This window comes from Nonomuraea sp. NPDC051298 (assembly GCF_055586305.1).
In genome coordinates, this window is the sequence record NZ_JBVJIM010000002.1 from 324415 (window position 1) to 345360 (window position 20946).

Below are 20946 nucleotides of genomic sequence, written 5' to 3' on the forward strand. Positions count from 1 at the left end.
TCGCACGTCTCGTGTATACGTACGCAGCGCGCTATGGTGTGTCTGACGCGTCAGATGCGTCGAGTTGTATTGTTTGTATCACACGAGACCACCGGAACACGGCGAGAGCCCAAGTCCGAGACATCCGCCCCCAGGAGCCACCGGCCAGACAACAAGAAAGGCGCCCCCCGCATAGCGGAGAGCGCCTTCACCAACATCACCGACAACACCGCATCCACTGACCGGTTCCAGGTTGGTCGCCAGGCGAACCGATCGGGTGGGTGCCACAGAAAATGCTTGGAGCCGAAGATATCACCTCGCCAAGCGTTCCCCCTGGCGCGCCCGAACCACCGACGCTCGCCACGGCCGAACGCCACACAACCCTCGCTGAGCCCCTCCCGCGCGGCGGTCCTGTCCGCCGTCCCCGAGGGCATGCGCCGCACACCTTCTCAGCGGGCGTTCCTGTGCGCCGTCAAGGAGCACGCCGACGCGCTCGCCCTGAAGTGCCACGCCTACCGGAACCTCACCGACGTGGCGGCCAAGCTCGCCGACTGGGCCGACTGGACCACGCTGACCACCCGCCCGACCGAGCAGCGCATCGCTGATGACCTCGACCTGGCGCTGTCCACCGTGAAGCGCTGGATCCGGTGGCTGCGTGAGCGCGGCTTCCTCGGCGTTGTCGAGGAGGGCACGATGAACCGCTACCGCAGGGGCAACCAGTGCGGGCTCACCGACGACGGCTTGGGCAACCGGGCGGCTGTCTGGGTGCTCTGCACGCCCGCCCCTGAGCTGGACGAAGGCACCATGCGCACCGACAAAACGACAACTGAACCCCCTTCCTTGACTCTCCCTAAGAGAGTCAAGGAAGGTCCTACGCACGCGCGCGAGGAAAGATCATCTACGCGCCGCCGGAACCGAATCTCGACGACGAACAACGTCGCCGCCACGCCGGGGACCCGCAAGCACGCGCTCCAGATCGCCCAGAAGATCCACGACACCAGCGCCACGCTGCGGCGGCTGTCCCCCTGGTACATCCGGCACCTGACCAGGGTCTTAGTAGCTGCTGGGTGGACCGCCGCCGACGTGCTGCACGCTCTCGACCACCAGCCGGACGGCACGGCCTGGACCTACACCTGGACCAGCCGCGACCAGATCCGCAACGTCCCCGGCTGGGTGCGTTACCGGCTGTCGGCGTGGCTCGACGCGCACGGCCGGCCCCTGCCCGGCAAGTCGCAGCGGCTCGCAGCCGCGGCCGCCCAGCTCCGCGCTGAGCAGGCGGTCATGCGCGAGCGGCTGCAGGCGATGCACGCTTGTCGCGTCGGCGGGCCGGTCGAGCTACCACCGAGGTTGAGCAGGGCGGAAGCGCTCGCGGGCCCGCCGGTGGCTGAGCAGGGCTCCTCGTCCGGTCCCGGTGAGGCTTACCGGGCGGCGCGCGCGGCCTTGGATGCGAAGCGGCTGCAGCGGGAGGCTGAGCGTCTTCGCTGGATGGCGTCATGAGCGACTGGTACGCCGAGAGGGCGCAGGAGGCGCGGGAGTCGCTGGCGAGGTCGTCACCGGCTGCCGCTCGGGCGATGCGTGCTCGTGAGTGGGAGGCGGCGTGTCCGCGCCGGGTGGTGGAGGAGGGGCGGTGGGCCTGGATCGACGCGAAGGTGCAACGGTCGATCGAGGAGCAGCCCCGGCTCGTCGAGGCATCGCCGCCGGAGGTTGAGCTGGAGGTGGAGGACGAGGAGGCGGAGCGGCGCCGGGTGTCGTTGGCGCGGGCGCGGATGCGGGCCCGCGCGCACCGACAAAACGACAAATCCTGATCTACGTGGTAAAGGCGAGAGCCACGGGCGGTGCAGACTCAGGGTTCCCGCTGCACGCGCGTCAGATCAACGGAGACGCGCTTGTGTGCACCTCTGGTACATCTTGACGCGTCACATTTTTCGGGACGCGTATGACGCATCTGACGCGTTGACCGAATCGTTATGAGGGTACTGGATCACTGCACCCCTAAATGTATTGGTCACCCTCTCAAATATGCTAATATCGGAGATGTATCACTGCGAAGCACCGTTTCCGAACAGCCAAAACACCGGACGGAACGCCGCCACCGGCACCACCACCCGGCTGGACAGGCCCGATCGTGCTGATAGCGGCACCGCAATCAACAACAGGCGCAGGCTCCGGCCCCGCGACCGCCACGGTCGCGGGGCCGCGGCATGTCACAAGGGAAACGACATGACCACGATGATCGCCCGAACCCACACCGAACTGCTCATCACAGTCAAGGCAATCCGCTACGCAGGCGGCACCACCAGCCAGATGCTCGCAACCGTCGCCCGGATACTGACCGACCCGGCCACCCCCGACCAGTACGAGGACATCCTGCACACCGTCACCCAGACGGCCACCCACCACTTCGCCTACGAGACGGACACCGGCCCCACGTCGTACCCGGAGGACGCCACGTACGACGACCTCACCCCCGAAGGCCAGATGACCGTCCTCCGGCACGTCATCTTCGACCTCGGCGAGCGTGACAAGCCGGCCGAGACGCCCGCCGTCACGACCAAGGCGACCGACGCGACCACTCGCTACCTGGCCATGGCGATCGACGAGACCGACACCTTCAAGCTCGGCCTCGACGGCGCCCCCCTCCCCGCGCACCACCTGGTGGCCATCGCCGAAGCCGAGGAGGACGCCGAAGACGGCGAGACGACGCTGTTCCCCCTCCCGAAGATCGTCGCCATCCTCGACACCGGCGTCCCCCTCGACGATGGCGTCCCCGCGCTCGACGGCCTGCTTGACCGTCACGGCTGGAAGCTGATCGGCGAGAGCAGCGGCTACCCCGACGACATCGAGCACGAGGTCGCCCCGGCTAACCCACAGACGACCCCACCGGGCATCGAGTACCACGACGGCCGCCCGATGCCGTACTACGTCGCCGGCCGGAAGCGGCTCGACGAGCGCGGCTCGCTGGTGGACGCGCTCCTCGTGGCCACGTTCACCGCCGCCCAGGCCACCGACCCCGCCACGTATGGCGTCGACCACGTAGGCATCGAGATGCTGCTGGTCGGCGCCTCCCGCGCTGCCGTGGACGACCGGCTCGACTTCGAGCAGATCGTCCGGGGCAACGCCGACCTCGACTGCAAGCGGCGCCTGCTCATGGCCGCGTGCGCCGCGATCGACACCGCGCTCGACGTGATCAGCGACCGCGCTACCTGCCGCACCTGCGACGGCCCCGCCGTCGCCCGCACGACGGACGGCAAGCCCGTCTGCGCCAACACCTGCCACTGAGCCAACACGAAAGGACCACGAACATGCTGCGTGACCTGATCGACCTGCCCGAAGGCTGGGAGTGGAGCGTCTACGGCGACACCCCGGTCTGCCCGGACGGCCACGAGATCGAGGCGGACGGCACCTGCCCGGACGGCCATGTCTCGCCCCTGCTCGCCATGGGTCTCATCTGACCCCGCCACCCGAACGGAACATCATGAACACCACCACCCGCAGCATCGCCGAAGACCTGCTGCTCCTCCTGCGCCGCCTCAACCAGGCCGATGACCAGAAGCTCGCCCGCGACCCCGGCCCGTTCGGGCACGCCCGGCACGCACTCATCGCGATCATGGAGACCGCCGACTGGGGCCCCGCCCACGCGAGCGAGGCCATCCAGCACGCCATACAGGAAGGCTCGATGCTGTTCAGCGCGATGCTGGCCACGCGCACCGGTGAATGCGGTACCGCAATCAACAGTGTGACCTGGCCGAACACTGCCCCTGTCGAAATCAGCGACGAGCTGGCGCAGCAGATCGCCGACGCGATCGGCGAACACTTCCACGGCGACCGCAACTACTGGCCGCAGGTCATGGACGACGACTGGGACGGCGGCAGCGGCCGTGTCATCGTCTGGGATCACGGCGTGGACGACTGGACGGTCCTGGCCTGCCACGGCGGCCAGCCGGACTACTCCCCGGTGGAGTACGAGCCGGTCTCGCTGCCTGCGGGCGTGTGGGTCGAACCAATCAACCCTTGCGCCCTGCGGGTCCTGCCCCGCCAGTAAGGCCCCGAGAACGGCGATGGCCGGGCCCGCCACAGGCCCGGCCATTCCAACACCACAAAAAGCCCCGGACCCTCATCGCCACGACGAAGGCCCCGTGCGTCCCAGGGTAACCCACCCGCCGGGCCGAGACAGACCGCGCAGAACGGGAGCATTCGTGAACCGGGCAGCCACCGACGGCCATCACGACGACGCCGAGCACGAGCCACAGAGCATCACCGACATCTTCCCCGTCGAGGTCCGAGACCAGTGCGGCGACTGCACAGCCCGATGGGATGCGCCCCCGGAGCAGCATCACGTCGCCTGCTCCATCCACTGGAACTAGCCGATCACGCTCAGCCCTGCGGCCGCCGGCCCGGGGCGGGCCCCACGCTGCTCACGAAAGAGGACCAACACCATGCCCATGCAGCCCAACCGCAGCGCCTCCGGAATCATCCAGCGGCTCCGGAACGACGGGTTCACCGTGAACATCCCCGACGAGCCATACCGCCGCATCTACCAGCTCCGGCTCAGCCGCGGCCTGTACTTCGGCACGCTCGACGTCTCCGCCGACAAGGGCCGCGCCCTGCGGATCTCCCTCACCTGGCAGCCGAACCGCAGCACCCGAAAGGCCAGCGGTGCCACCCAGATCATCGGCGTCCTCAACACCCTGCCCGAGCAGGGCTGGGACAACTGAAAGGCAACCTCATGCCCCTCATGTACGTGCCGGGCGTCGCCCGCGTCTTCTACGACAGCATCCAGAACAGCCGCTACACCCAGGCCGACTACGTAGCCGTGCTCGACGGCTCGTGGGCGCTGGCCGTCGCGGTGTGCGACGGCGCGGGGGACGACTCCGACGCCGCTGACGCCGCCCAGATCAGCGCGCAGATCGCCGCGGCGGTTGCCGGCTCCACCAACAGCGGTGTGCAGGGCCTGCACGCGGCCCGCACCTACCTGCAGCAGCGCAACGAGGACGCCCCGCCTGGGCAGGAGGGCATCACTACGGCGGTCGTCGCCGCGATCACCCCAGGGCTGCTCGACATGGCCTGGGTTGGCGACTCACCCGCCTGGGCGGTGCTCCTAGACGGCAAGGTCATCCCCCTGACCGTGCCGTCCTGCCACCCTCGCTGGACGCCGTGCAACGTCGAGGAGCAGCACGAGGTCGGCGGTACCTGGCCGCACCGCCTGCTCGCCGGCACCGACGACTACGCCCGCATCATCCTCGCCTCGGACGGCCTGACCGCGCACCTGCCGCTCGCCGGGCGGGCCGACCACATGAACGCGATGCTCAACGACCTGGCGCGCTTGGCCTCGCCGGACCTGTCCGGCGAGTACGTCGCGGCGTCGCTGCTCGACATGGCCAGGCAGGGCCGTGGCCGTGACAACACGACGGTCGCCGTGATCGACCTCGTGGCGCACGAGGGAGAGCCCGGGTGACGAGCACCGTGATCGGGCTGCTGCTCGCCGCGAGCCCCGCCTGGGCTACCCGCGTGCAGCTCCGGACGGCCGACGACGGCGACCATCTCTATCTGCCGCGCCTGACGGAAGTGCTGACCATCGGCGACGGCGACAACGACACCGAGATCTCCGAGGTCGAGGAGTACCCCGCCGCGCGCCTGATCGTCGGCCGCCTGTCGCACCCCGGCGACCGGCCACCCAACGAACTCGCTGCGGCGCTGCTTGACCAGTATTTCCCGCCCGCCGCCAACCGGTGGTGGCTCCACATGCGCGGCGGCGTCATCATCACTGGCCTGTGCCAGTGCGGCGCCCCCGCGGACCTTCCCAATTCCGTCTACGACACGGCACGCGCCGTGTCCGTACCGAGAGGAATCCGATGAGCAGGAGAATCAGACCCGCCGTCAACCCGAACACCAGCCACAGCGTGATCACCACGAAGGCGCGGATGTGCGGGTGGGCCATCGAGCCCGGCTCGGTCGACGACGGCACGACGGAGCTGATCCTGACCCGCGACGACTGGAAGATCGTCGTGGCGTTCCAGGGAAGCACCGCGCTGGCCGCCGCTCTGCAGTACCCCGGACGGTCGAAGCCCTCGGAGCTGATCGGAAGCGAGCAGTTGACCCGCTTCCTGCGCGGCAACCGGGAGCAGATGCAGGCGTTCCGCATCGACCAGCGGGTCATCGTCGGCGACCAGGCCGGGACGGTGAAGGACATCAGGCCCGACGACGAGAGGAAGGTCCGGCTCATCGTCCGCTACGACAGCGGCACCACGGGCAGCCCACTCACCACGCACGTCCGCGCCGAGGACGAGGCGGCGGTATGAAGCCGATCCACCGAACGGTCACGCTACTGAATCACGCCATCTACCGGAACCCGGACGGGGAACACACCTACGTGCTGGCCCCGCACGCCGACCTGGGCAGGGAGTTCCACGTCCCCGACTGTCCGAAGCTCAAGGGCGCCACTGACACGTCGCAGGTGACGGGCGTTTACGAACGCATCTTCAACATCCCGGCAGGGGTGTGGCCATGCAACTTCTGCCAGCCGCACGGGCGGCACAAGGTGACCCTTCCGGACGGCACGGACCGCTACCGGCCGATGGGCCCGATCGCGTACGGCAATCGCGGCGACGTGCTGGTGCAGCACGGTGAGTACGCCCTGTGCTACCAGGTCGGCGGCAAGTGGCGGGTCCGGGAATGGGTAGCGGACGGGCCAGCCGCGCTGACCCGGGCCAAGAAGCTGGGCGTGACGGTGATCCTTGGCCCGCCCGACGCTCGGTACGGCCTCCCGATCGGGCCGGAGGCGCAGCAGTGACCCCGCCCGCCGCCTTCGTGAAGGTCGAGGACGTCGTCAAGAGCCGGGACGGCCCGTATGTCGTGCTGCGCGTCCGCGAGAACGGTGGCCTCATCAAGGCCCGCCGCTCGGCCACCAACACCATCTGGCACCTCGTCCCGCACGCCGGGACCTGGATCCGGCTTTAGCCGCTCGCAGCCCCGCCCCTGCTGCGGGGCTGACAGCGGTATCGCAATGAGAGAGGAACTTGTGTCCCGCGACCCTGACGACCTCACCTTCTGCCAAGACGAGGACGACGACAGCCCTCACGTCGAACGGCGTCCGTGCCCGTCCTGCGGCACCAACTCGCGCATCATCACCCGTGGCGACTCGCGAGGAACAATCGTGTCCAAGTGCTGCGAGGCGCCGCTTGACGGCGAGACCGATGAGCCCGACGAGGACGAGCCCGAAGTCCTCATCGAGGACGGCAAGCTCGTCTGCCCCTGGCCCAACTGCCGCGCCGCCAACAACATCGTCGAGTTGGACGTGGCGAGCCGAGAGAACGCCCTGTCCCTCTCGGAGAACGGCGTGATCACCGCGCACCTCGGCGACAGCAGCTTCGAGAGCGACGGCTACGAGTGCCTGGCCTGCAACCGTGCCGTGTCCATCCCGGACAGCCACGAGATCACTCACTCCTGAGTACGAAAAGCGCTACCGCAATTAACGAAGGGAGAACGCTGCAATGGCGACCGCCAAGAAGCGCAAGCGCCGCCCAGTCACGCAGGCGCAGAAAGACCGAAGCGCCACCAGCCGCACCGCAGCGCGAGAGGCGCTGCACGCCTACGCCGTGCTGTGCCTGACCGACCCGGCCGAGCTGGAGCAGTTCCGCGCGACCGCGGCGAGCATCGGCTGGAAGCTCGACCCCGCCAGCGACGAACCCGGCTACTCGCTGCAGAACGCGCTGCTCCTGGCCGCGCAGCGCCGCCCCCTCACCCACTGCGGCGGCTTCGACTACTGGCTCAGCCAGGGCCGCGCCGTGGCCGAGGGGGAGAAGTCGCTCGGCACGTGGCGCCACGTCGGCCGGAAGAAGACCGACGAGGAGAAGGCCAAGGAGGAGGCGCTGGCCGAGGACGGCTGGCAGTCCTCCCAGCGGCGGCCCCGCTACTACGTGAAGAAAGGCACGTTTGACGTCGCTCAGACCGTGCCGCGCGAGCGGTGCCCGCACTGCGGCACCACCCCGGCGGGTGAGGAAGACCGCACCACGCAGTGCCCGCCGGACTGCGTCGTGTTCGCGCCCAGGCCCGGGTCCAAGCCTCCCCGCGTGATTGTCGTCGAGCTGCTGCAGGCGCAGCTCCTCGACGCCGACGAGGACGAGGGCGGCGAGGAGTGAACACGGACCCGGCGACTCGGACGGGCCGTCGGCAGCTCGCCCGCAACGCCCGCTCGTACGGCTACTACGACATCCCGGCCAGCCCCGACCAGGGGCGGCAGTTCCAAGTCAACTGCCCGCTGTGCCGCGAGCGGGTCAGCGCCGCGTGGGAAAGCGGCAAGACCCGCATCGCGCTGCTCGACGCCGCGATGGACGCCCACCTGCTCCGCGACTGCGAGCACGGCCCCCAGCAGTAACCACCCCCGCGCAGGGCGGCGGGTGGCCGCTGCCCTGCGCCTCACCTGATGAGGCACATTGATCACGATCAAGCACAACCACGAAGACGGCACTCTCGTCTATGGCACCCGCAAGGGCGACGGCGTGTTCGACATCATCCGCAAGTACGAGCACGGCAACTTCAAGTTCTTCCCCTCACTGCGGATGATCGGGCTGCGGAACTCGCGTGACCGAATCGCCGACCGTTGGGCGATCAACGCTGCGGCCAAGGCCCTGCGCGCGGCGGGGTTCGAGGTCGAGGTCGAGATCGACGACGAGCACCGTGACCGCGCCCAAGTCCTGGAGGACAAGGCCGACCGGCTCGACGACCGCCGCGACGCGCTGGAGCGCAAAGCCGACCGGCACGCCGGGGCGGCGACGGCCGCGCACGAGCGGGCGCACCAGATCAGCGAGCGGTTCGCCGCGGGCCAACCTATCCTGATCGGTCATCACTCCGAGCGGGGCGCCCGGCGCGACCGGAAGCGGATGGACCAAGCGATGCGCAAGAGCATCGACGAGAACGACCAGGCGCAGAGCGCCGCTCAGCGCGCCAACGCGGTCGGCAACCAGATGCGGCGCTCCGCGACTCCGACCGTGACCGCGCGCCGGATCAAGACGACTGAGGCCGAGCTCCGCAAGATCGAGCGGTCGTTGGAGGGCTATACCCGCAGGCACCTCGACCACCAGGGACAGCCGGTCTACATCGATCCTCACGAGGCCGCCACTGGCGACTACCGGGAGATGCTGCTCGCCCGCAAGGCCCAGCTCGAGAACCAGCTTGAGTACGACCGGGCGCAGCTCGCCGCGGCGGTCGAGGCGGGCGAGTACGTCGAGTGGGGCAAGCACAACGTGCACGTCGGCGACACCGTGCACTACTGGGGGATCAGGGCGCGCACGGTGGTGAAGGTCAACAAGGCTACCGTGGGCGTCGAGTCCGGCTACTCCTGGCCCGACAAGGTGAAGTACACCGACATCCGCGCCGTCGAGTGCCCGCACGGCGCGGACGGGCCGGCCGTCATCGCGCCGAACCGGCCCGCGAAGAAGGCCCCGGCCAGGCCGAAGGTCGATGTGCCGAAGCTCGACACCGAGAAGCTCAAGGCGGCCGCGAACATGGCCGACAACATGACTGTGGGTCGAGACCGGGAAGCGTTCGTATCCCCGCCCGCCGTAGTCGCCAAGCTTCTGGACCTGGCCGACATCCAGCCCGGCATGAGGGTCCTCGAACCCTCAGCGGGCACCGGCAACATCGCGGCGGCGGTCGCCGAACTGGGTGCCCTCGTGCACTGCGTCGAGCTCGACCACGGCCTCGGCAGGGTCCTCTCCGAGCGTGTCCCCGGCGCGAACAGCATCGTCATCCGGGACTTCTTCGACCTGGAGCCCAGCGAGGAGCTATTCGACCGCGTGGTGATGAACCCGCCGTTCTCCGGCGGAAAGGACATCGCGCACGTCGCCCACGCCCTGGGCTTCCTCAAGCCCGGCGGCCGTCTCGTCGCGGTGATGGCCGCCGGGGTGCTCCACCAGCAGTTCAAGGCAGCCACGTTGTTCCGCGCGCTGGTGGAGGAGCGTGACGGCTGGTTCGAGGAGTTGCCGGAGGGGTCGTTCGCTCCGGCGACCGGCATCAGCACGGTCGTCGTGATCATCCCCGCCGAGTACTAGCGGGAGCAATTCGCCCTACGCTATTCTCCGTCGTCTTCGAAGAAGGCCTTATTCTCGCGTTCGTTTCTTACGAGTCTGCGCAACGTATCCGCCATATCTGGTTCTTCTTCGAATTCATCTGCATCTATCGCCCACTTGATGCCTGCTAGTTCCAGTTCTTCAGAGCCGGTAAGAGTTAGGCGACAGAAAGGGCAGATGAATTCACCGAAGGCGACGATGCTCTTTTCTTCACCGAATCTATCGGACGCTTTCAATACGACGTTCGAAGCGCCTCCGCATGCCGGACATGTCCTTGTAGTGTAGATGGTCTGGCCACGGTCATTCAAGATCATGCCGAAGTTCACATCGTTTCTGTGAGACTGGAGCAACTGACCATTGGGCGGGGAGTTGGTGGGCATTTTTGAGGTGCTCGAATTGAAGATGTACCGGGCACTCTGGATGCGCAGGTGTACCTCACGTTCCAAGTCGGAGGTTTTTCTTTCCAGCGCGAGTGTAACGGTCTCGTGCCAGACTCCCCAGAACGATATCCGATCCTCTCCTATGTGATGAAGGAGGCTGTCAACTGTCCTGGAGAAGACCGGCATCAGATCTTCGCTAGTCTGAGCTCCGATGCTATGCGCAACGCCGTTTCTCGTTGCTACAAGCAAATCCAGCATTACGTCCGCTCGCGGCAGCACGTCAAGGCGTCGAAGTCTAGAAATGGCTTCCGTCATGCCGATAGTGCGCACGACCGAAGCGTCCTTTGTACCAGCCAAGTGAAAGAGCATCTCCACGCCGCTCCTCATGTCGAGAAGCAAGACTGGGTTCTCGCGGGCAAGCGTCGCCTTGGTGAGCCGCTCAATTGCAACACCTGCGTGAAGGGCGAATAGTTCGTGATCCGGTCGCGCGCGCGCGGCCATAGCAAGGTCAGCGAACCTCTGCGCGCCTGCAAGCAAGCTCTCGAAGCTGATCTGCTCGTCCACCTGCTGACAATATCGCTGCCCGTGCGAAGTGGGCGACAGGTTTCCGAGCTAAGCCGTGCCGCACAGGTGATCAAGCAACAGTCGCAGCCCTCCGTTGTGGCCCGCTCGACGATCGCCGCTACCTGCCACTACAGCGCGGACATGGGCTCATAGCGAGCCATATCAGTTCATCTGCGCCCTGTGGGCGTTATGTGTGACTTGGCGTGCCTGTCAACGCCGCCGCCTTGATGCAGCAAGACCTGTCGCCCCTTCGAGACGGCATGGCAGGCCGGGCTCAACGGGCCCGCCCAGCTCTCGTTCTAACCCCTCGCTACTCGCGAAAGGCAACACCACAGATGAACCGCCACTCTGCAATACCCCCAGCCCAAAATCACTCCGCGAAGGCACTCGTCAAAGCGAGCCGCGCCTTGCGGGCCGCGTCCGTGTTCTGGTCATTCCCCGGCCGCTACGAGGCGGTCGTCACGGCCACCGGCGGCATCATCTACCGCCAGGTCCCGGAGATGATCCGCATCCCGCTCCCCACCGTGGGCGAGCTGGCCAACGCCGTCGCGCAGACCCGCGCCGCGCGGGCCACCGCCGAGGACTCGTCCCGCAGGGAGTCCGGGTGCTGAACCGGCTCTTCCCCGACGACATCGACGTTGTCGAGATGTTCGCAGGCGGTGGCGGCTCCGGAACTGGGATCGCCGCCGTTCCCGGCACCAAAATCAAGTTCGCGGCCAACCACGCCAAGCCCGCGAAGTGGACGTACGTCGAGAACCACCCCGACGTGAACTTCTGGCTCGGCGACGTCCAGCAGGCCGACGCCATCGAGAAGTTCCCGTACGCCAGCTTCTTCTGGGCCTCGCCCGCATGCTTCGTCGCAGGCACCCTCATCCTCACCCGCCGCGGCCTCGTCCCCATCGAGGAGGTGCACGAAGGCGACGAGGTATTCACCCACCAGCGCCGCTGGCGTCTGGTGACCGGCACCATGAGCAAGCTCGCTCCCACCGTCATCGTGTCCGGCAAGGGCTTCCACCAGGGCATCGAAACCACCGCCGAGCACCCCTTCTACACCCGGAAGCGCACCCGGACCTGGGACAACGACGCCCGCACCTACCGATACTCCGTCGCCGACGAGTCCGAATGGACCGAAGCCAAGGACCTTGGGCCCGGCATTTGGTGGGCGACCCCGACCGACTTCGGAGAGGCGCTGCCGATGCCGGAGGTCGGCGGGCGCGGGATGGAGTTCACGCCGGAGTTCTGGTGGATGGTCGGCCGGTGGGTCGGCGACGGCTGGCTGCGGGCCAAGCGATCAACCAAACTCGACCCCAACCCCCGCCGACGTTCCCAGCCGGCGGGGTCGCCGTGCGTGATGTGCGGTGGAAAGGCGCGGCAGCACGGCAAGAGCACCACGGGCCGTGTCCGGCTGTTCTGCTCGGACACGTGCAGGCGAGCCAGCGTGCGTCGCAACCCTCATCACGGACGGTACGACCTGGCCATCACCTGCGGCTATCACGAGGTGGAGGACCTGGCCAAGCGGCTCGACAACCTCGACGGGCTGACCTGGCAGCGAGGCCGAACCAAGACCGCCGCCAGGTTCGTCACTTCGCATCGGGGCCTGGTCGAGTGGATAGCTGAGCATTTTGGGCAGCACGCCCACGGCAAGACCATCCCCGCGTGGGCGATGACCATGCCGCGAGCGTGGCGTGAGGCGCTGCTCGACGGCTACCTGTCAGCAGACGGCACCAAGGACGCGAAGTACACCAGGGCGTCCACCGTGTCCAAGAAGCTTGCGATCGGCATTCGGATGCTGGCCAACTCGCTCGGGCACGTCGCCAACCTTGGCTACCAGCCCGCCCGCACGCGGCAGCGAGTCATCGAGGGGCGGGCCGTCAACGAGCGGCCGACGTGGACCGTGTCCTGGGTGACGGCTGGGCCGCAGCGGTTCCAGTACGCCGAAGCCGAAGGTCACCGCTGGTCGAACACACACCATCCGGCCAGCACCAGACGCCTGGAGTTGGTCTACAACATCCACGTCGCCGACGACGAGTCGTACGTCGCGGACGGCATCACCGTCCACAACTGCCCCGCGTTCTCCACGGCCTCGGGCGAGACGCGCTACTTCGATCGAGAGAACCAGATGGCCCTCTGGGCCGACGACCTGGACAACCTGACCGAGCACCAGAAGACGCGCATCCGGTCGCGGGCTCTGATGGAGGAGGTCGTCACCTACCTTCGCCACTGCCAGGAGAAGCACGGCAAGCCGGTGCTCGGGTTCGGGGTCGAGAACGTGGTCCAGGCGAGGTTGTGGGCGCACTGGGACCGGTGGATCCGCGAGCTGCGGAAGCTCGGCTACATCATCCAGATCCACGCCGTCAACGCCGCGCACGTGCAGGGACGCACCACGCTGCCGACCCCGCAGTCCCGCGACCGGATGCTCATCTCCGGCATCCACGAGTCCGTGGGCCGCACGCCGAACTACCGCAAGTGGTTCGACCCGTACGCCTTCTGCCCCCGCCACGGCGGATGGGTGCAGGCCGTCCGCGCGTGGAAGAAGCGCGGCGTGGACATGGGCGTCTACGGCATCAAGAACGGCCAATACGTGTGGGTGTGCCCCGAGGCCGCGTGCCAAGGCCAGCTCATCGAACCGCCCCGTCTCCCGGCCGCGTACACGATCGACTGGACCGACCTCGGCACGCCGATCGGCTCCAGGAAGAAGACGAAGAAGAAGCCCGAGGGATTGGCGCCCAAGACCATCTCCCGCATCCGCGCCGGAGTCGAGGAACACTGGATCAAACCGTTCATCACACCCGCAGGCGGCACCTGGAACGACGGGCCCAGGGGAGTGGACGAGCCGATCCCCGCGCTCACCACGCGGGAGGCGAACGCGCTCGTCGTGCCGTGCGAAGGCCGCGACGGCAAGGTGGCCCGGCCGGTCAGCATGCCGAAGCGGACCAGCACCACCCGGAACGAGGATGGCATCGCCTTCCCCCCGGACGCGCAACCAGGCGTGTTCCCCTCGTTCCTGTCGCTCATGCGGTCGGGTCGGCCGCGCAACACAGACCCGACCACGGACTCTCTGGCCACCCTCGTCTCGAACGGCTCCAATCACGGGCTGGCTACTGACCCGGCTTTCAAGGACGGCATGTTGCCGCTGATGTTCCCGTTCCGGGGCGGTGGCGACGAGTTCAAATCCCGGCCTGCGTTCGAGGACCCCGCGCACGCGGTCACGGCCGGCGGCTTCCACCACGGGCTCGGCGTCCCTCCCGGCTGGGAGCCGCCGCCAGCGCTGCTCATGCGGAACAACGGCAGCCGGGGCGACGGGCACGAGCACGTCACCCCGGCCAGCGAGCACATGCGCACGGTCACCACGACCGGGCACCAGTCGCTCGTCACCGCGCCGCCGGGCCTGCCCATGCCCGAGACGCTGCTCATGGCGTACTACGGCAATGGGCGCACGCAGAGCGTGCACGAGCCGCTAGGGACGATCCCGACCCGGGACCGTTGGGCGCTCCTCACCCCGGACGGCCAGATCGACGTGTCGTCCATCCTGTTCCGGATGCTCCGGATCCCGGAGCTCCAGCGCGCCCAGTCGTTCCCGGACCGGTACGTGTTCGTCGCCGACAGCGCCCGCGACAAGGTGAAGCTCATCGGCAATGCGGTCCCCCCGCCCATGGCCGAGATCCTGACCTGCGCCCTGATCGAGGCGTTCCTCGGGATCGAGCTGTCCCGCTTCGAGTACGACCTCGCAGCCTGAGTCGCTGATTGCGGTACCGCTACTGGCTCCCGTCGCGCGTCGGCGGGGGCCTTTTCACCAGCGAAGGAGAACGGCATGGCTATCCGCCACGTCGTCCAGATGAGCGGCGGCATCGGGTCGTTCTGGGCCGCCAAGCGCGTGGCTCACCAACACGGCACCGACAACCTGGTGCTGCTGTTCGCCGACACCCTGACCGAAGACGAAGACCTCTACCGGTTCATGGACGACGCCAGCGCCCACCTGGGCATCGCGCCGACCATCGTTGCGGACGGCAGAACGCCTTTCGAGGTGTTCTTCGACGTCAAGTGGCTCGGCAACTCCCGGCTCGCGCCCTGCAGCAAGCACCTCAAGCAGGTGCCCTGCCGCAAATGGATGACCGAGCACTGCGACCCCGCCGACACCATCGCCTACGTCGGGTTCGACCAGGCAGAGTCTCGACGCCTGCCCGGCACCGTGGCCGGCTGGTCGCCGTGGCAGGTCGAGTTCCCCATGTGCGACGAGCCGCACTGGTCCAAGGACCGGATGCTCGACGAGTGCAGGGCGCTCGGCATCGCAGTGCCCCGGCTGTACGAGCTGGGCTACGAACACAACAACTGCGGCGGCCTGTGCGTCCGGGCCGGGCGTGAGCAGTGGCTGCTCACGCTGGAGACCTTCCCGGAGCGGTACGCCTACGCCGAGGAGTTGGAGGAGAAGTTCCGCGTCACGCACGACAAGGACGTGGCGATCCTCACCGAGACCATCGCCGGGGTCAAATATCCGCTGACGCTCGCGGAGCTGCGCCGCCGGTATGAGTCCGGTCTGGTCCGCCGTCGCAAGAAGGTCCGGCAGCCGAGTCTGTTCGACACCGCTGCGGCTTGTTACTGATGCACGCGCCGCTGTACCTGGCTCCGCCGTCCACCGCCCGGATTCGGGAGCACATCCACGCGCGCCGGCTCGGCGCCATCCTCACTCCCTCCTCGGGCAACCGCGTCCCTGAGTACGGCTGGTGGGCCGCCGACTCCGGCATCTTCGGCAACTCGTATGTCGGCGACGAGGCGTACATGGATTGGCTGGAGGACCGCCGCGAGCACGCTGACCGGTGCTTGTTCGCGACCGCGCCCGACGTCCCGTTCAACGCGTTCGCCAGCGTGAACCGCTCGTACCCGTACCTCGACCGCGTCCGGCGATTGGGATACCCGGTCGCGCTGGTCGCCCAGGACTACCTCGAATTCTGCGACTGGTGGGCCTGGGAGGACTTCGACTGCCTGTTCATCGGCGGATCAACGTCCTGGAAGCTCAGCCCCGCGGCGGCTGTGCTCGCACGGGCTGCGTGCGCTGCCGGGCTGTGGGTCCATGTCGGTCGCGTCAACTCGTTCAAACGGCTGCGGTACGCCGCGGCGGCGATGGACGCCGACTCCGCTGACGGAACCCTCCTCGTCAACGGTCCCGACAAGCACCTGCCGTCAGTCCTGCGCTGGACGTGGCAACTGCTGCTTGAGACAGCGCCGTCACTGATCGACGGGTGCGAGCTGGTGCACGACCCGTACGACGGCCGCTACGACCTCGCGTCCACGCGCACGGTCACGGCCGCACCGCGCACCCCCACCCATGCGCCCGAACCCGTACAACTCACCCTGATCTGAAAGGGGCCCTGATGTCCGTTATGTGCTTCCACTGCCGCGAACCGCTCGACCAGTGCAGGCGCGCCCTGCTGCAGGACGCCACCGACAAGGCGGTTAAGGAGATCGGCTTCGCCGCGCTCGCCGCCGAGTCCGACGACGACCAGGCCGTGCACGTCGTCTCCGCATGGGACGCCGCCCGCGCGGTCAACGACCTCGTGGACCTCATCGTCGCCCAGAACTACGGCATCACCGTGGACGAGGCGTACGAGCAGGCCCGCGCGCTCATCGAGGAGGCAGCCTGTGCCTAGCCGCAAGCCGACCCGGCGGCCGAGGCCGAAGACGTACCAGCCGGGCGACCGCGTGCAGCCCCGCCGCGCATACGGCGTGGTTGGCCGCGTCGTGAAGGTGATCTACCGGAACGAGCCTGCGTTCTTCGGCTACCTCGTGGACTTCGGCGACCACCAACGCGAGCTGGCCGGGACCGACGTCGTAGAGCCGCCGCGGTCGCTGCTGGAGGAGTACCGAGGCTGGCAGGACGACTACCTCGGCTGGGAGTACATCGCGCTCCTCGATGACGTCCGGCTGGCCCAGCTCCGCATGGAGTGGACGGAGGTGAACAAGATCCTTGCCGAGCTGAGGCCTGATTGGATCCCGCACCGGCGCGAGGGTGTGCAGCCGGTGCACCGGGTGACGATCACGAAGACGACCGAGCGGCACAAGAACGTGTCGTCAAACGGGGCCTTCCACTACGAGATCAACCGCCACTTCTGGTGGCTGAGGTGCCCGTGCGGCTACCACAAGGTGGTCGAATCCTCCCAAGCAGCGAAGGGGCGAAAGGCCGAGCATGACACCCCACTCGGAGAGTTCGAGTGAGCCTGCGCATCGTCCCCGTGAGCTTCCGCGACGCCTGCGGATTCGTCGAGATGTGGCACCGGCACCTTGAGCCCCCACGCGGCCACAAGTTCAGCGTCGGCATCGCGGACGCTGCGGACCGACTCGTCGGCGTCGCGATCGTCGGCCGACCGGTCGCGCGGCGCCTCGACGACGGCATGACCCTGGAAGTCACCAGGGCCGCGACGGACGGCACGCACAACGCCAACAGCATGCTGTACGGCTCGGCCTGGCGGGTGGCGAAGGCGCTCGGCTATCGCCGCCTGATCACCTACAACCACACTCGCGTGTACGGCCCTGTCTGCGGAGATCCGTGCCTGCACTCGTCATGCCGGACCGTGCGTGCAGGTGAGAGTGGGGCCAGCCTGCGTGCTGCAGGATGGCGCGTCATCGCGCAGCGTCGGCCTCGGGCCGGCTGGGACAGGCCATCCCGCCCGAGGGAGGCGTCCGGCAGCGAAGGCATTCCCCGCACGCTGTGGGAGGCGGTTTAACCACCGAAGTTGCGCGACTGGCGCAAATGATGTGTCATATGCGTCTGGCGCGTCCTCTATGGTTTCGTGTCAACCCATCGTCACTCTCGGGGGAGTGCAGCGTGAATAAGGCAGACATCATCGAGGAGTTCCGCCAGCGCACCGACGCGCCGTCCCGCGCGGCTGCGGCGCGGGGCGTCCAGGCGTTCATCGACATCATCGTCGGCACCGTCGCCGCCGGTGGTGAGGTCCGCATCGGCGGGCTCGGCGTGTTCGACCGCAGCTATCACAAGGCCACGTCCCGCCGGAACCCGAACACCAGCGAGGTGGTCGAGGTGCCCGGCAAGTGGGTCATGCGGTTCAAGGCGGCCACGAAGGTCAAGGCCGCCGTCAACAAGTAACACCAGCTCGTCGGCGGTCCGCTGCGGGGGCGCGGACCGCCGACGTTTCCATTTGCGAAGGACACCACGTGAAGCGATCTGACATGGACGCCGCCCTCGATGAGCTGTACGCCAAGGTGCCGCAGCCGGGCTGCAAGGGGCTGTGCGTCGATAGCTGCGGCCCGGTCGGGATGAACCCTCGCGAGCACCAGCGCATCCGGGAGCGGGGCGTGAACATCCCGCACTACCAGGATGCGCGGGCCCAGCTCATGGAGACCGGCGACTACTCATGTCCTGCGCTGGCGGACGGGCAGTGCAGCGTGTACGACGTCCGACCGATGTCCTGTCACCTCTGGGGCGCGGTCGAGTCGATGCCGTGCCCGTACGGTTGTCGGCCCGAGGAGGGGCTGCTGCCGGACGCGGAGGGGCACGCGCTGCTCGCGCAGTCCCTCGACGTCGGCAAGCCGGACCCGCGTAGCGCCGAGCAGCTTGGGCGTCTCAAGCAGCGGTTCGACGACCCGAACTTCCGGCGCACCTTGAAAGAGTACGTGCAGGAGAACCGGCCCACAGCGAACCCAGAGAAGACCCTTGAGCGATGGCGCAGCAAGGCCGCCGACTATGGCTTCAGCATGCCCGCGGGACCGGTCAGAGAGCGGCCCAGCCGCCGGCGTGGATGAGGCAGCGGCTCAGCTACTCGGAGTCGTCCTCGTCCACGTTGGCCAGGTCGCGCTCGTCGAGGTATGCCTCCATGGCGTCGTTGAGGACGGCCATGCCACCCATCGCTTCTTGCCTGCACGCGGCGGCGAGCCTGGCCCTCGTGTTCCGCTTGAGTCGGACCGTGGCAAGGGGCGCGACGGGGTATGCGCGAGGTGTGCCGGGCATCTGGCTGGGGTCGCGCGGCAGCGCGAGGTCGGCCTTCTTGATCGGTTCAGGGAACACAGCCTGGATGGGTGGCTGCAGCGCGTCGCAGTACGCGTTGATCGCCAACTCCCACGCTTCTTGCGGGCCCTGGCCGTCCTCTTCAAGAGCTGGGGTGAGGCGGTCGTCGAGGTGCTGGTACAGGTAGACGGAGGTGGGGGCGAGAGTGGTCCATCGGACTGCTCGAACCCGTCGCGACCCAGATCGGCGGCTTGATTGCGGCCCCGCTTCTTGCTGCTGCTCGGTGGTGAGGTCGTCGAACAAGGTGAGGCGCGAGTCCTGCGACGGCTTCGGGGTGTCCGGCATGTGTGGCTTCCTGTGGCTGTGCTGTGGCGTTTGATCTCACCGTACGGGGTTCGTGTCGCGTGTGTCGCTTGGAGCGTCCCCTACCGCACGTTTCCCCAGCTCAAATATACCACCCTCCTGATTATCTATATCGCCCTCCTTGATATACTATAAAGGTGATCGCAAGACACATGATCATTCTTTCATCGCCACCTGGTGGCACACCGCTACCAGTACCAACACCACAATCCGAAGGGCATCCGCATGGAAACCCGGCTCTACACCCGCACCAACCCCGACAACGGCCAGATCGAAATCAAGCACTACGAGATCACCCCCAACGCCCTGCCCGACGAGATCGGCCCCGTCTTCCAGACCCACTTCTGGGGGGCCGAGGCTCCGGCCGACTTCTTCGCCAACCACGACTACTACGACGACGTGGACGTGCTGTGCCTCGCGGACATCTACGACCGCTCGCTGGATGGGACGCTGCCCGAGTTCCTCGAAACCACCTGGAAGGAGCACGACGCCGAAGGCTGGGTCCTCCTGCCCGCGCCCGAACCGCACGAGTACACCTGCGCCGGCTCGCCCGTCGCAGTCCTCCGCGTAGACGGCAGCAACATCATCGAGATCGCCGCCCTGCCCGGCAATCGCACCGTCGAAGGCAGCCTCGAAAGGATCACCCTCGAAGAGGCCCAAGGACTCATCAACAGCCTCACCGACGCCACCGATGAGGAGAAGTGGGCGTGACCGGGCAGCAGCGCGTGCGAGAGACGTTCCGCCTCGGCTTCTACGCATGGAACGTCAGCGCCGCCATACGAATCGTCGAGGGCCGCGAGCCCGACTACATCCAGGTAGAAAAGGCCGCCGCGCTGCTGTGGCTGGTCTACATCAATAAGGTCCACGCTGCCACCGTGGACCTGACCCGCCCCCTGATCCTCGTCCCCTTCGCGGACACCGGGAACATCCCCATCGACGGCTGGCACCGCATCTGGAAGGCCAGGCGCGAGGGAATCGAAACGCTGCCCGCGCTCGCCCTCACACCCGAGGAAGAGTTCCGAGTTCGCATGCACGGCGGCGACAAAGGCCCTGGCTACCTCAGCTAAAAGCGGTACCGAAATCAGCTCTCTCGCCCGGAGGCAGGCGTGAGCGCGCACTACAACCTCCCCACCCTCACCTCCACCGAAAGGAACCCCTCATGAAGCCCACCATCCGCGTCGTCGTCTGCCTCGTCGCGCTGCTGCTCATGCTGGCGATGTGGCTCACCTTCGCCTACCTGATGAGGGACACCGGCCTGATCACGTGGATTCTCGGTCTGGGCCTGGTCGCGATGCTCGTCATGGGCAACTGGGTCACCGAGATGGCCGCCGACCAGCCGACCGAGCGCGAGCCCGCGCAGGGCGGTGAGAAGTAATGGCCGTTGACTTCAGTCACCTCGGCGTCACCGACGACCAGGCGCGCGACCTCTTCAAGCTCGGCGCGGCGGTCTGCGCGGCCGCCGACCTCAAGTTCAACACGCTGTGGTGGGCCCTCGACCACTTCGAGAACGAGGACGACCTGGTCGAGATCGGCGTCCGGGTCTGGGAACGCATTGACGAGCAGCACGGGAGCGTGTGATAGGCGACAACACCACGCAGCGCTGCTCCTCGACGCGGCGAAGCTGACGGATAGGCCG

31 protein-coding genes are annotated in these 20946 nt (G+C 67.5%); 29 read left to right on the forward strand and 2 right to left on the reverse strand.

Features of this window, described 5'->3' with window-relative positions; translation table 11 throughout:
* The first annotated feature begins 411 nt into the window (after positions 1 to 411).
* The 16 genes from ACZ6S0_RS06585 to ACZ6S0_RS06660 all read left to right on the forward strand — a co-directional run bounded on the left by ACZ6S0_RS06585 (position 412) and on the right by ACZ6S0_RS06660 (position 10028).
* On the forward strand, positions 412 to 1476 hold the full coding sequence (locus ACZ6S0_RS06585; RefSeq protein ID WP_465913984.1) for a hypothetical protein: 1065 nt from the start codon (positions 412 to 414) through the stop codon (positions 1474 to 1476).
* A complete protein-coding gene (locus ACZ6S0_RS06590) occupies positions 1473 to 1784 on the forward strand; it encodes a hypothetical protein (RefSeq protein WP_465913987.1) in 312 nt (103 codons plus the stop codon). The genes ACZ6S0_RS06585 and ACZ6S0_RS06590 overlap by 4 nt, the downstream gene beginning before the upstream one ends.
* A 415-nt stretch (positions 1785 to 2199) precedes the next feature.
* Positions 2200 to 3258: a hypothetical protein gene (locus tag ACZ6S0_RS06595; protein WP_465913990.1), complete on the forward strand. Its 1059-nt coding sequence runs from the start codon at positions 2200 to 2202 to the stop codon at positions 3256 to 3258.
* A gap of 23 nt (positions 3259 to 3281) precedes the next feature.
* The gene (locus ACZ6S0_RS06600) at positions 3282 to 3431 is read left to right on the forward strand and encodes a hypothetical protein (protein WP_465913994.1); all 150 of its coding nucleotides are present in this window, start codon (positions 3282 to 3284) and stop codon (positions 3429 to 3431) included.
* 23 nt (positions 3432 to 3454) lie between these two features.
* On the forward strand, positions 3455 to 4021 hold the full coding sequence (locus tag ACZ6S0_RS06605; protein ID WP_465913997.1) for a hypothetical protein: 567 nt from the start codon (positions 3455 to 3457) through the stop codon (positions 4019 to 4021).
* 154 nt (positions 4022 to 4175) lie between these two features.
* Entirely contained in the window at positions 4176 to 4343 is a 168-nt protein-coding gene (locus ACZ6S0_RS06610) for a hypothetical protein (RefSeq protein ID WP_465914000.1), read from the forward strand.
* 72 nt (positions 4344 to 4415) lie between these two features.
* Positions 4416 to 4694, forward strand: coding sequence for a hypothetical protein (locus ACZ6S0_RS06615; RefSeq protein WP_465914002.1), 279 nt, complete (start codon positions 4416 to 4418; stop codon positions 4692 to 4694).
* 11 nt (positions 4695 to 4705) lie between these two features.
* Positions 4706 to 5434, forward strand: coding sequence for a protein phosphatase 2C domain-containing protein (locus ACZ6S0_RS06620; RefSeq protein WP_465914005.1), 729 nt, complete (start codon positions 4706 to 4708; stop codon positions 5432 to 5434).
* Positions 5431 to 5835, forward strand: a complete 405-nt coding sequence (locus tag ACZ6S0_RS06625) for a hypothetical protein (protein ID WP_465914009.1) — start codon at positions 5431 to 5433, stop codon at positions 5833 to 5835. Before ACZ6S0_RS06620 ends, ACZ6S0_RS06625 begins: the two co-directional genes overlap by 4 nt.
* Positions 5832 to 6278 (forward strand): hypothetical protein, encoded by a 447-nt coding sequence (locus ACZ6S0_RS06630; RefSeq protein ID WP_465914012.1) that lies wholly within the window; start codon positions 5832 to 5834, stop codon positions 6276 to 6278. Before ACZ6S0_RS06625 ends, ACZ6S0_RS06630 begins: the two co-directional genes overlap by 4 nt.
* A complete protein-coding gene (locus ACZ6S0_RS06635) occupies positions 6275 to 6769 on the forward strand; it encodes a hypothetical protein (protein ID WP_465914016.1) in 495 nt (164 codons plus the stop codon). The genes ACZ6S0_RS06630 and ACZ6S0_RS06635 overlap by 4 nt, the downstream gene beginning before the upstream one ends.
* Positions 6766 to 6936: a hypothetical protein gene (locus ACZ6S0_RS06640; RefSeq protein WP_465914019.1), complete on the forward strand. Its 171-nt coding sequence runs from the start codon at positions 6766 to 6768 to the stop codon at positions 6934 to 6936. Before ACZ6S0_RS06635 ends, ACZ6S0_RS06640 begins: the two co-directional genes overlap by 4 nt.
* Before the next feature lie 46 nt (positions 6937 to 6982).
* Positions 6983 to 7426, forward strand: a complete 444-nt coding sequence (locus tag ACZ6S0_RS06645) for a hypothetical protein (RefSeq protein ID WP_465914022.1) — start codon at positions 6983 to 6985, stop codon at positions 7424 to 7426.
* A gap of 43 nt (positions 7427 to 7469) precedes the next feature.
* Positions 7470 to 8117: a hypothetical protein gene (locus tag ACZ6S0_RS06650; RefSeq protein WP_465914026.1), complete on the forward strand. Its 648-nt coding sequence runs from the start codon at positions 7470 to 7472 to the stop codon at positions 8115 to 8117.
* Positions 8114 to 8353, forward strand: coding sequence for a hypothetical protein (locus ACZ6S0_RS06655; protein ID WP_465914029.1), 240 nt, complete (start codon positions 8114 to 8116; stop codon positions 8351 to 8353). Before ACZ6S0_RS06650 ends, ACZ6S0_RS06655 begins: the two co-directional genes overlap by 4 nt.
* Before the next feature lie 58 nt (positions 8354 to 8411).
* A complete protein-coding gene (locus ACZ6S0_RS06660; RefSeq protein WP_465914033.1) occupies positions 8412 to 10028 on the forward strand; it encodes a DUF3560 domain-containing protein in 1617 nt (538 codons plus the stop codon).
* 20 nt (positions 10029 to 10048) lie between these two features.
* Here the strand turns inward: ACZ6S0_RS06660 and ACZ6S0_RS06665 are convergent, their stop codons facing one another.
* On the reverse strand, positions 10049 to 10990 hold the full coding sequence (locus ACZ6S0_RS06665; protein ID WP_465914036.1) for a hypothetical protein: 942 nt from the start codon (positions 10988 to 10990) through the stop codon (positions 10049 to 10051).
* A 407-nt stretch (positions 10991 to 11397) separates the two neighbouring features.
* Here ACZ6S0_RS06665 and ACZ6S0_RS06670 point away from each other — a divergent pair, with 407 nt between their 5' ends.
* From ACZ6S0_RS06670 to ACZ6S0_RS06710, 9 genes are all read left to right on the forward strand, one after another.
* Positions 11398 to 11601, forward strand: coding sequence for a hypothetical protein (locus tag ACZ6S0_RS06670; RefSeq protein ID WP_465914040.1), 204 nt, complete (start codon positions 11398 to 11400; stop codon positions 11599 to 11601).
* Complete coding sequence (locus ACZ6S0_RS06675; RefSeq protein ID WP_465914044.1) at positions 11595 to 14726, forward strand: DNA cytosine methyltransferase; 3132 nt, start codon at positions 11595 to 11597, stop codon at positions 14724 to 14726. Before ACZ6S0_RS06670 ends, ACZ6S0_RS06675 begins: the two co-directional genes overlap by 7 nt.
* Before the next feature lie 75 nt (positions 14727 to 14801).
* Entirely contained in the window at positions 14802 to 15590 is a 789-nt protein-coding gene (locus ACZ6S0_RS06680; RefSeq protein ID WP_465914048.1) for a hypothetical protein, read from the forward strand.
* Positions 15590 to 16348: a hypothetical protein gene (locus tag ACZ6S0_RS06685; protein WP_465914052.1), complete on the forward strand. Its 759-nt coding sequence runs from the start codon at positions 15590 to 15592 to the stop codon at positions 16346 to 16348. The genes ACZ6S0_RS06680 and ACZ6S0_RS06685 overlap by 1 nt, the downstream gene beginning before the upstream one ends.
* Positions 16349 to 16359: 11 nt before the next feature.
* Positions 16360 to 16635: a hypothetical protein gene (locus ACZ6S0_RS06690; protein WP_465914056.1), complete on the forward strand. Its 276-nt coding sequence runs from the start codon at positions 16360 to 16362 to the stop codon at positions 16633 to 16635.
* Positions 16628 to 17200 (forward strand): hypothetical protein, encoded by a 573-nt coding sequence (locus ACZ6S0_RS06695; protein WP_465914060.1) that lies wholly within the window; start codon positions 16628 to 16630, stop codon positions 17198 to 17200. The genes ACZ6S0_RS06690 and ACZ6S0_RS06695 overlap by 8 nt, the downstream gene beginning before the upstream one ends.
* Positions 17197 to 17709, forward strand: a complete 513-nt coding sequence (locus ACZ6S0_RS06700; RefSeq protein ID WP_465914064.1) for an XF1762 family protein — start codon at positions 17197 to 17199, stop codon at positions 17707 to 17709. The genes ACZ6S0_RS06695 and ACZ6S0_RS06700 overlap by 4 nt, the downstream gene beginning before the upstream one ends.
* A 101-nt stretch (positions 17710 to 17810) precedes the next feature.
* Positions 17811 to 18089 carry an HU family DNA-binding protein gene (locus ACZ6S0_RS06705; protein WP_465914069.1) on the forward strand — a complete coding sequence of 93 codons (279 nt, stop codon included), beginning with the start codon at positions 17811 to 17813 and terminating at the stop codon, positions 18087 to 18089.
* 68 nt (positions 18090 to 18157) lie between these two features.
* Positions 18158 to 18745, forward strand: a complete 588-nt coding sequence (locus tag ACZ6S0_RS06710; protein ID WP_465914073.1) for a YkgJ family cysteine cluster protein — start codon at positions 18158 to 18160, stop codon at positions 18743 to 18745.
* A gap of 13 nt (positions 18746 to 18758) precedes the next feature.
* Here ACZ6S0_RS06710 and ACZ6S0_RS06715 read toward each other — a convergent pair whose 3' ends face one another.
* Positions 18759 to 19292, reverse strand: coding sequence for a hypothetical protein (locus ACZ6S0_RS06715; RefSeq protein ID WP_465914077.1), 534 nt, complete (start codon positions 19290 to 19292; stop codon positions 18759 to 18761).
* Positions 19293 to 19487: 195 nt separating this feature from the next.
* Here ACZ6S0_RS06715 and ACZ6S0_RS06720 point away from each other — a divergent pair, with 195 nt between their 5' ends.
* From ACZ6S0_RS06720 to ACZ6S0_RS06735, 4 genes are all read left to right on the forward strand, one after another.
* Positions 19488 to 20021: a hypothetical protein gene (locus ACZ6S0_RS06720; RefSeq protein ID WP_465914080.1), complete on the forward strand. Its 534-nt coding sequence runs from the start codon at positions 19488 to 19490 to the stop codon at positions 20019 to 20021.
* Positions 20018 to 20377 (forward strand): hypothetical protein, encoded by a 360-nt coding sequence (locus ACZ6S0_RS06725; protein WP_465914084.1) that lies wholly within the window; start codon positions 20018 to 20020, stop codon positions 20375 to 20377. Before ACZ6S0_RS06720 ends, ACZ6S0_RS06725 begins: the two co-directional genes overlap by 4 nt.
* A 92-nt stretch (positions 20378 to 20469) precedes the next feature.
* Entirely contained in the window at positions 20470 to 20685 is a 216-nt protein-coding gene (locus tag ACZ6S0_RS06730) for a hypothetical protein (RefSeq protein ID WP_465914088.1), read from the forward strand.
* The gene (locus ACZ6S0_RS06735) at positions 20685 to 20888 is read left to right on the forward strand and encodes a hypothetical protein (RefSeq protein WP_465914092.1); all 204 of its coding nucleotides are present in this window, start codon (positions 20685 to 20687) and stop codon (positions 20886 to 20888) included. Before ACZ6S0_RS06730 ends, ACZ6S0_RS06735 begins: the two co-directional genes overlap by 1 nt.
* The last annotated feature ends 58 nt before the right edge of the window (positions 20889 to 20946 follow it).

Excerpts from the sequence above, each read along its gene's own strand:
- ACZ6S0_RS06585 (WP_465913984.1), top strand. The coding sequence starts at position 412 with ATGCGCCGCACACCTTCTCAGCGGGCGTTCCTGTGCGCCGTCAAGGAG.
- ACZ6S0_RS06590 (WP_465913987.1), top strand. The coding sequence starts at position 1,473 with ATGAGCGACTGGTACGCCGAGAGGGCGCAGGAGGCGCGGGAGTCGCTG.
- ACZ6S0_RS06595 (WP_465913990.1), top strand. The coding sequence starts at position 2,200 with ATGACCACGATGATCGCCCGAACCCACACCGAACTGCTCATCACAGTC.
- ACZ6S0_RS06600 (WP_465913994.1), top strand. The coding sequence starts at position 3,282 with ATGCTGCGTGACCTGATCGACCTGCCCGAAGGCTGGGAGTGGAGCGTC.
- ACZ6S0_RS06605 (WP_465913997.1), top strand. The coding sequence starts at position 3,455 with ATGAACACCACCACCCGCAGCATCGCCGAAGACCTGCTGCTCCTCCTG.
- ACZ6S0_RS06615 (WP_465914002.1), top strand. The coding sequence starts at position 4,416 with ATGCCCATGCAGCCCAACCGCAGCGCCTCCGGAATCATCCAGCGGCTC.
- ACZ6S0_RS06620 (WP_465914005.1), top strand. The coding sequence starts at position 4,706 with ATGCCCCTCATGTACGTGCCGGGCGTCGCCCGCGTCTTCTACGACAGC.
- ACZ6S0_RS06630 (WP_465914012.1), top strand. The coding sequence starts at position 5,832 with ATGAGCAGGAGAATCAGACCCGCCGTCAACCCGAACACCAGCCACAGC.
- ACZ6S0_RS06635 (WP_465914016.1), top strand. The coding sequence starts at position 6,275 with ATGAAGCCGATCCACCGAACGGTCACGCTACTGAATCACGCCATCTAC.
- ACZ6S0_RS06645 (WP_465914022.1), top strand. The coding sequence starts at position 6,983 with ATGAGAGAGGAACTTGTGTCCCGCGACCCTGACGACCTCACCTTCTGC.
- ACZ6S0_RS06650 (WP_465914026.1), top strand. The coding sequence starts at position 7,470 with ATGGCGACCGCCAAGAAGCGCAAGCGCCGCCCAGTCACGCAGGCGCAG.
- ACZ6S0_RS06680 (WP_465914048.1), top strand. The coding sequence starts at position 14,802 with ATGGCTATCCGCCACGTCGTCCAGATGAGCGGCGGCATCGGGTCGTTC.
- ACZ6S0_RS06685 (WP_465914052.1), top strand. The coding sequence starts at position 15,590 with ATGCACGCGCCGCTGTACCTGGCTCCGCCGTCCACCGCCCGGATTCGG.
- ACZ6S0_RS06690 (WP_465914056.1), top strand. The coding sequence starts at position 16,360 with ATGTCCGTTATGTGCTTCCACTGCCGCGAACCGCTCGACCAGTGCAGG.
- ACZ6S0_RS06715 (WP_465914077.1), bottom strand. The coding sequence starts at position 19,292 with ATGCCGGACACCCCGAAGCCGTCGCAGGACTCGCGCCTCACCTTGTTC.
- ACZ6S0_RS06730 (WP_465914088.1), top strand. The coding sequence starts at position 20,470 with ATGAAGCCCACCATCCGCGTCGTCGTCTGCCTCGTCGCGCTGCTGCTC.
- ACZ6S0_RS06735 (WP_465914092.1), top strand. The coding sequence starts at position 20,685 with ATGGCCGTTGACTTCAGTCACCTCGGCGTCACCGACGACCAGGCGCGC.